At 48.3% G+C, this 5,612-nt stretch carries 1 protein-coding gene, 2 tRNA genes and 3 rRNA genes; 5 read left to right on the top strand and 1 reads right to left on the bottom strand.

All coding sequences use genetic code 11. From position 1 onward, the window contains the following. Positions 1–228 precede the first annotated feature (228 nt). The 5 genes from EG849_RS08770 to rrf all read left to right on the top strand — a co-directional run bounded on the left by EG849_RS08770 (position 229) and on the right by rrf (position 5,327). A 16S ribosomal RNA gene (locus EG849_RS08770) occupies positions 229–1,744 on the top strand. 97 nt (positions 1,745–1,841) lie between these two features. Beyond that, positions 1,842–1,915: transfer RNA gene (locus tag EG849_RS08775), tRNA-Ile, on the top strand. 93 nt (positions 1,916–2,008) lie between these two features. Then, positions 2,009–2,082: transfer RNA gene (locus EG849_RS08780), tRNA-Ala, on the top strand. 123 nt (positions 2,083–2,205) lie between these two features. Next, positions 2,206–5,091: ribosomal RNA gene (locus EG849_RS08785) — 23S ribosomal RNA — on the top strand. 126 nt (positions 5,092–5,217) lie between these two features. Next, positions 5,218–5,327: ribosomal RNA gene (gene rrf / locus EG849_RS08790) — 5S ribosomal RNA — on the top strand. The 16S, 23S and 5S rRNA genes sit together here with 2 tRNA genes alongside, the layout of an rRNA operon. A gap of 41 nt (positions 5,328–5,368) precedes the next feature. Here the strand turns inward: rrf and EG849_RS08795 are convergent. Then, a partial coding sequence (locus EG849_RS08795) for a hypothetical protein (RefSeq protein ID WP_233581770.1) occupies positions 5,369–5,612 on the bottom strand: 244 nt, incomplete at its 5' end.

The following is a 5,612-nucleotide window of genomic DNA, read 5'->3' on the forward strand; positions in this document are numbered from 1 at the left end:
GAGAGATGAGAATTTCTTTAAAAAAAAAACTTCACAAAAAGCTTGCGGTATTGAAAAAGGATTTCTACTTTTGCACCCGCTTCCTGAAACACGGAAACGGAACTAAAACAGAATGATACGTTCATAGACATATTGGATTAACAGCAAATTAAAGAGAGAGCACATCTTTGACCGATTCGGTAAAGAAAACAAAAGCCAAGCGAAGCGTCTATAAATTATTAAAAATATACGATGAAGAGTTTGATCCTGGCTCAGGATGAACGCTAGCGGCAGGCTTAACACATGCAAGTCGAGGGGTATAGGGAGCTTGCTTCCTAGAGACCGGCGCACGGGTGCGTAACGCGTATGCAATCTACCTTTTACAGGGGAATAGCCCAGAGAAATTTGGATTAATGCCCCATAGCATTATAGAATGGCATCATTTTATAATTAAAGTCACAACGGTAAAAGATGAGCATGCGTCCCATTAGCTAGTTGGTAAGGTAACGGCTTACCAAGGCTATGATGGGTAGGGGTCCTGAGAGGGAGATCCCCCACACTGGTACTGAGACACGGACCAGACTCCTACGGGAGGCAGCAGTGAGGAATATTGGACAATGGGCGCAAGCCTGATCCAGCCATGCCGCGTGCAGGATGAAGCATCTATGGTGTGTAAACTGCTTTTATACGGGAAGAAACCCTGGGACGTGTCCCAGACTGACGGTACCGTAAGAATAAGGACCGGCTAACTCCGTGCCAGCAGCCGCGGTAATACGGAGGGTCCAAGCGTTATCCGGAATCATTGGGTTTAAAGGGTCCGTAGGCGGCCCTGTAAGTCAGTGGTGAAATCTCCCGGCTCAACCGGGAAATTGCCATTGATACTGCAGGGCTTGAATTATTGGGAAGTAACTAGAATATGTAGTGTAGCGGTGAAATGCTTAGATATTACATGGAATACCAATTGCGAAGGCAGGTTACTATCAATATATTGACGCTGATGGACGAAAGCGTGGGTAGCGAACAGGATTAGATACCCTGGTAGTCCACGCCGTAAACGATGGATACTAGCTGTTCGGAGCAATCTGAGTGGCTAAGCGAAAGTGATAAGTATCCCACCTGGGGAGTACGTTCGCAAGAATGAAACTCAAAGGAATTGACGGGGGCCCGCACAAGCGGTGGAGCATGTGGTTTAATTCGATGATACGCGAGGAACCTTACCAAGGCTTAAATGTAGATTGACCGATTTGGAAACAGATCTTTCGCAAGACAATTTACAAGGTGCTGCATGGTTGTCGTCAGCTCGTGCCGTGAGGTGTCAGGTTAAGTCCTATAACGAGCGCAACCCCTGTCGTTAGTTGCCAGCGAGTCATGTCGGGAACTCTAACGAGACTGCCAGTGCAAACTGAGAGGAAGGTGGGGATGACGTCAAATCATCACGGCCCTTACGCCTTGGGCTACACACGTGCTACAATGGACGGTACAGAGAGCAGCCACTGGGCGACCAGGAGCGAATCTACAAAACCGTTCACAGTTCGGATCGGAGTCTGCAACTCGACTCCGTGAAGCTGGAATCGCTAGTAATCGGATATCAGCCATGATCCGGTGAATACGTTCCCGGGCCTTGTACACACCGCCCGTCAAGCCATGGAAGCTGGGGGTGCCTGAAGTCGGTGACCGCAAGGAGCTGCCTAGGGTAAAACTGGTAACTAGGGCTAAGTCGTAACAAGGTAGCCGTACCGGAAGGTGCGGCTGGAACACCTCCTTTCTAGAGAAAGACGAAGAAGCAAGGCTATTCTGGCCTGAAGAAGAAAAAGAAGCGCTCTCGCTGTTGGTTCAAAATAATACAAGAAAAGCAAAAACAGAGTCTCGTAGCTCAGCTGGTTAGAGTACTACACTGATAATGTAGGGGTCGGCAGTTCGAGTCTGCCCGGGACTACTATTTTAGCGCTCTTGAGAAGGAAATTTTAGAAGATGAGTATGAATTGCACATAATTCAAAATTCAACATTCATAATTTAGAATTAAGAAATGGGGGATTAGCTCAGCTGGCTAGAGCGCCTGCCTTGCACGCAGGAGGTCAACGGTTCGACTCCGTTATTCTCCACTACGCGAATGCTGTGACGATTTTATATAAATCGGTCTGGCCGCGCCAGTTCATTGACATATTGGGATAAGAAAATACGATAAAAAGTAGAAAGCATATCATGCAGCAATGCATGAAGAAAGCGCAATAAGCAAAATAAGGGCGTATGGGGGATGCCTTGGCTCTCAGAGGCGAAGAAGGACGTGATAAGCTGCGATAAGCTTCGGGGAGCGGCACACACGCATTATATCCGAAGATTTCCGAATGGGGCAACCCGGCATGTTGAAGACATGTCACTCCGATAGGAGGGCAAACCCGCTGAACTGAAACATCTAAGTAGGCGGAGGAGAAGAAAACAAAAGTGATTCCGTAAGTAGTGGCGAGCGAACGCGGATTAGCCCAAACCAATGTTGTTACGGCAAGATTGGGGTTGTAGGACCGCGACATTTCATGTACAAGGAACCAGAATGAACTGGAAAGTTCAGCCATAGACGGTGATAGCCCGGTATGGGTAACAAGTATAATGGATAGCGGTATCCTGAGTAGGGCGGGGCACGTGAAACCCTGTCTGAATCTGGCGGGACCATCCGCTAAGGCTAAATACTCCTGAGAGACCGATAGTGAACCAGTACCGTGAGGGAAAGGTGAAAAGAACCGTGAATAACGGAGTGAAATAGATCCTGAAACCATACGCCTACAAGCGGTCGGAGCCCATTCGTTGGGTGACGGCGTGCCTTTTGCATAATGAGCCTACGAGTTAACGTTGCTGGCAAGGATAAGTGGTTAAGCCACGGATCCGTAGCGAAAGCGAGTCTGAATAGGGCGCTTTAGTCAGTAGTGTTAGACGCGAAACCGTGTGATCTACCCATGGACAGGTTGAAGCTGTGGTAACACATAGTGGAGGACCGAACCCGTTGACGTTGAAAAGTCTTGGGATGATCTGTGGGTAGGGGTGAAAGGCCAATCAAACTCGGAAATAGCTCGTACTCCCCGAAATGCATTTAGGTGCAGCGTCATGCTTAAAGTTATATAGAGGTAGAGCTACTGATTGGATGCGGGGGCTTCACCGCCTACCAATTCCTGACAAACTCCGAATGCTATATAATGTTTCATGACAGTGAGGGCTTGGGTGCTAAGGTCCAAGTCCGAGAGGGAAAGAACCCAGACCATCAGCTAAGGTCCCCAAATATATGCTAAGTTGAAAGAACGAGGTCCGACTGCACAGACAGCTAGGATGTTGGCTTGGAAGCAGCCATTCATTTAAAGAGTGCGTAACAGCTCACTAGTCGAGCGGTCGGGCATGGATAATAATCGGGCATAAGCATATTACCGAAGCTATGGATTTATAATTTATTATAAGTGGTAGGGGAGCATTCTGACAGGGCTGAAGGTGAGTCGTAAGGCTTGCTGGACCGGTCAGAAAAGAAAATGTAGGCATAAGTAACGATAATGCGGGCGAGAAACCCGCACACCGAAAGACTAAGGTTTCCTCAGCTATGCTAATCAGCTGAGGGTTAGTCGGGTCCTAAGGCGAACCCGAAAGGGACAGTCGATGGCCAACGGGTTAATATTCCCGTACTTGTTATAACTGTGATGGGGTGACGGAGTGATGAAAGCGCCGCGAACTGACGGAATAGTTCGTTGAAGTACCTACCTATAAGAACCGCAGGCAAATCCACGGTTTTTGGGGAAATACGATAGTACTCGGAGTCTTCGGACAAAGAGATAGTGCGCCTAAGGGCTTCCAAGAAAAACCTCTAAACTTCAGGTTATGACAACCCGTACCGCAAACCGACACAGGTAGTCGAGAAGAGAATTCTAAGGTGCTCGAGAGATTCATGGCTAAGGAATTAGGCAAAATAGACCCGTAACTTCGGGAGAAGGGTCGCCAGCAGCAATGCTGGCCGCAGTGAAGAGGTCCAGGCGACTGTTTATCAAAAACACAGGGCTCTGCAAAATCGTAAGATGAAGTATAGGGCCTGACACCTGCCCGGTGCTGGAAGGTTAAGAGGAGATGTTATCTTCGGAGAAGCATTGAATTGAAGCCCCAGTAAACGGCGGCCGTAACTATAACGGTCCTAAGGTAGCGAAATTCCTTGTCGGGTAAGTTCCGACCTGCACGAATGGTGTAACGATCTGGACACTGTCTCAGCCATGAGCTCGGTGAAATTGTAGTATCGGTGAAGATGCCGATTACCCGCAGTGGGACGAAAAGACCCTGTGCACCTTTACTATAGCTTAGTATTGGTCTTGGACAAGTGATGTGTAGGATAGGTGGGAGACTTCGATCCAGCGTCGCCAGGCGTTGGTTAGTCATTGTTGAAATACCACCCTTTGCTTGTCTGAGGTCTAACCCCGGAATCCGGGGGACATTGCTTGGTGGGTAGTTTGACTGGGGTGGTCGCCTCCAAAAGAGTAACGGAGGCTTCTAAAGGTTCCCTCAGTACGCTTGGTAACCGTGCGTAGAGTGCAATGGCATAAGGGAGCTTGACTGAGAGACATACAGGTCGATCAGGTACGAAAGTAGAGCATAGTGATCCGGTGGTTCCGCATGGAAGGGCCATCGCTCAAAGGATAAAAGGTACGCCGGGGATAACAGGCTGATCTCCCCCAAGAGCTCATATCGACGGGGGGGTTTGGCACCTCGATGTCGGCTCGTCACATCCTGGGGCTGGAGAAGGTCCCAAGGGTTGGGCTGTTCGCCCATTAAAGTGGCACGCGAGCTGGGTTCAGAACGTCGTGAGACAGTTCGGTCTCTATCTACTGTGGGCGCAAGAAATTTGAGTGGATCTGATTCTAGTACGAGAGGACCGAATTGGACTAACCGCTGGTGTATCTGTTGTTCCGCCAGGAGCACTGCAGAGTAGCTACGTTGGGAAGGGATAAGCGCTGAAAGCATATAAGCGCGAAACCCACCACAAGATGAGATTTCTTTTAAGGGTCGTGGGAGATGACCACGTTGATAGGCTATAGATGTAAAGGCAGTAATGTCATAGTCGAGTAGTACTAATAACCCGTAAGCTTATGCGCACTTTTCCCCCGCCACGGCGGGGGAAGAAACTTTCTTTCTTCTTATTATCGAAATTTTTATCCCAGTATGTTAAGATATTGTGTATTGTTATCTGTTAAATAGACAGATACCCTTGCAAAACGGCCTAAGGTGGTTATTGCGGCGGGGCTCACCTCTTCCCATCCCGAACAGAGAAGTTAAGCCCGCCTGCGCAGATGGTACTGCAGTTATGTGGGAGAGTATGTCGCCGCCTTTCTTTTATTAACTCAAGCTCAAAAGGCTTGAGTTTTTTTTTTGTTATAGGAGCGGCGTGTCCCTTTGGTCGATCCGCCGCCTTTCTTTTATTAACTCAAGCTCAAAAGGCTTGAGTTTTTTTTTTGTTATAGGAGCGGCGTGTCCCTTTGGTCGATCCGCCGCCTTTCTTTTATGAGTCCTGATTTTATCAGGACTCATTTTTTTTATAGGTGCGGCGTGTCGTTTCACTCGATCCGTCGCCTTTCTTATAAAATCCTCATCATTCATTTGATGGGGATTTTTTTTT

The organism is Flavobacterium macacae (assembly GCF_003865365.1).
Lineage (GTDB): Bacteria > Bacteroidota > Bacteroidia > Flavobacteriales > Flavobacteriaceae > Flavobacterium > Flavobacterium macacae.